Below are 1,661 nucleotides of genomic sequence, written 5' to 3' on the forward strand. Positions count from 1 at the left end.
ACCGTACGGAAAACGGAAACGGAACACAACGGAATGCAGGGGCCGGGCGGTTCAGGACGAACGGGCGAACCGCTGGTAGCAGGCGACGCCGTACGGGGACGGCGCGCCGGCGTTTCTGCACGCCGGCCCGCCCCGGCCGCCGTTCGGCTGACTGCCGAGACCGGGCTCGTCTAAGGGGGAGCCGGGGGGAGGAACCGGTGTGGCCCGGGGTCTGTCCCCCGGCCGCCAGGAACGTCCAGCAGGTCTGGTTCGGCGCCCCTGGCCGGTTCGGGGTGGGGTTCGCGAACGCGGCGGACGCGCCACCCGGGCAGAGGAGTCCGGTGAGCAGCCCGGTGGCTGCGGTGCGGGCAATCGTGCCTCCTCGGTCGGGCACGTGCGCGGGCCCGGGCGGCCCCGCGTCCCCCCGTCCAGGGGTACGTGGTGGGGCGGCCCGGCGTTCGGACCGTGCGTCGGGGTCGTGCCATCGGGCCGGTGGAGTGACCCGGTCCGGTGCGGGCCGCGGTCGGTTCAGAGCGAGTCGCAGCGGTGGGTGGGGCGGCCGTCCAGGACGGTCAGCAGGACGGGGAGGTCCGCCAGTTCGGTGGCCGGGGTGGTGAGTGGGTCGGCGGCGAACACGGTGAGGTCCGCGCGGTGGCCGACGGTGATCCTGCCCGCCAGCTGCTCCTCGCCGGCCGCGTGGGCGGCGTTGGCGGTCATCGCCAGCAGCGCCTCCGCGGCGGTGAGCGCCTGGCCGGGGCTGTGCGGGGCCTGGCTCGGGTCGCGGGTGGGACGGCGGTGGCGGGCGCCCGCCATGACGCCCAGCGGCGGGTAGGGGGCGATCGGCCAGTCCGAGCCGAGGACGACGGTGGCGCCCGCGTCCCAGAGGTCCCGGCAGCGCCAGGCACGGTCGGCCCGTTCCTCGCCGAGGCGGCGGGACCAGTTGTCGGTGTGGTCGGCCCGGGTGAAGTCGCAGCAGTGGGTGGGCTGCATGGAGGCGACCACGCCGAGCTCGGCGAATCGCCGGACGAGCGCGTCCGGAACGGTCTCGATGTGCTCGATCCGGTGCCGGACGGGGGACACCCCGTGCGGCGTGCCGTCGCTCGCTGCCTTCTCGATCGAGTCGAGCGGTGGTTTGCCGGAATGAGCTGCCTGCGGCAGAGGACTTGGGGTGGAGGCTACCGGGCCGACGGTTTCTCGTGTGTACGGCCCGGAGTGGCCGTCGGGCCCGCGGCAGGCCGCCCGACGGTAGGGGCGTGCGGAGCGGGCGGGCGTCTGGCGGATCGGCCGGGGCAGACGGGGTTCAGGGCGCGGATCGCTCCGGTGCGGCAGGTTCGGTGTGCGCGGGTGGGACCGGGCGGCCAAGGGAAACGGCAAGGAGAGCCAATCCCCTTGCCACTCTCAAGCTATAGCGTGCCCCGGGGCTTGCGGCAAGCCCCCCGTTGTGTCGCAGAATCCTGGCCGTAAGGCCATGACCTGCGGAAACGGGAGTCGTGAAATGCGCGTGTTGATGACGACGTGGGGATCGCGCGGAGACGTCGAGCCGCTGGCGGGGCTGGCGGCGGCGCTGCGGGGGCTCGGCGCGGAGGTGCGGGTGTGCGCGCCGCCGGACGAGGAGTTCGCGGACCTGCTGGCGCGGGTCGGGGTGCCGCTGGTGCCGCTCGGTCCGTCGGTGCACTCGGTGG

General features: G+C 74.6%; 2 pseudogenes. One reads left to right on the forward strand and one right to left on the reverse strand.

The window, feature by feature from the left end:
- Positions 1-507: 507 nt before the first annotated feature.
- A pseudogene (locus ACFU7Y_RS43770) lies at positions 508-1,104 on the reverse strand (amidohydrolase family protein); the annotation flags it as partial.
- A gap of 370 nt (positions 1,105-1,474) precedes the next feature.
- Between ACFU7Y_RS43770 and ACFU7Y_RS43775 the strand changes: the two are divergent.
- Positions 1,475-1,661, forward strand: a pseudogene (locus ACFU7Y_RS43775) (glycosyltransferase); the annotation flags it as partial.

Origin of the sequence: Kitasatospora sp. NPDC057542 (assembly GCF_042801945.1) — a bacterium.
GTDB lineage: Bacteria > Actinomycetota > Actinomycetes > Streptomycetales > Streptomycetaceae > Kitasatospora.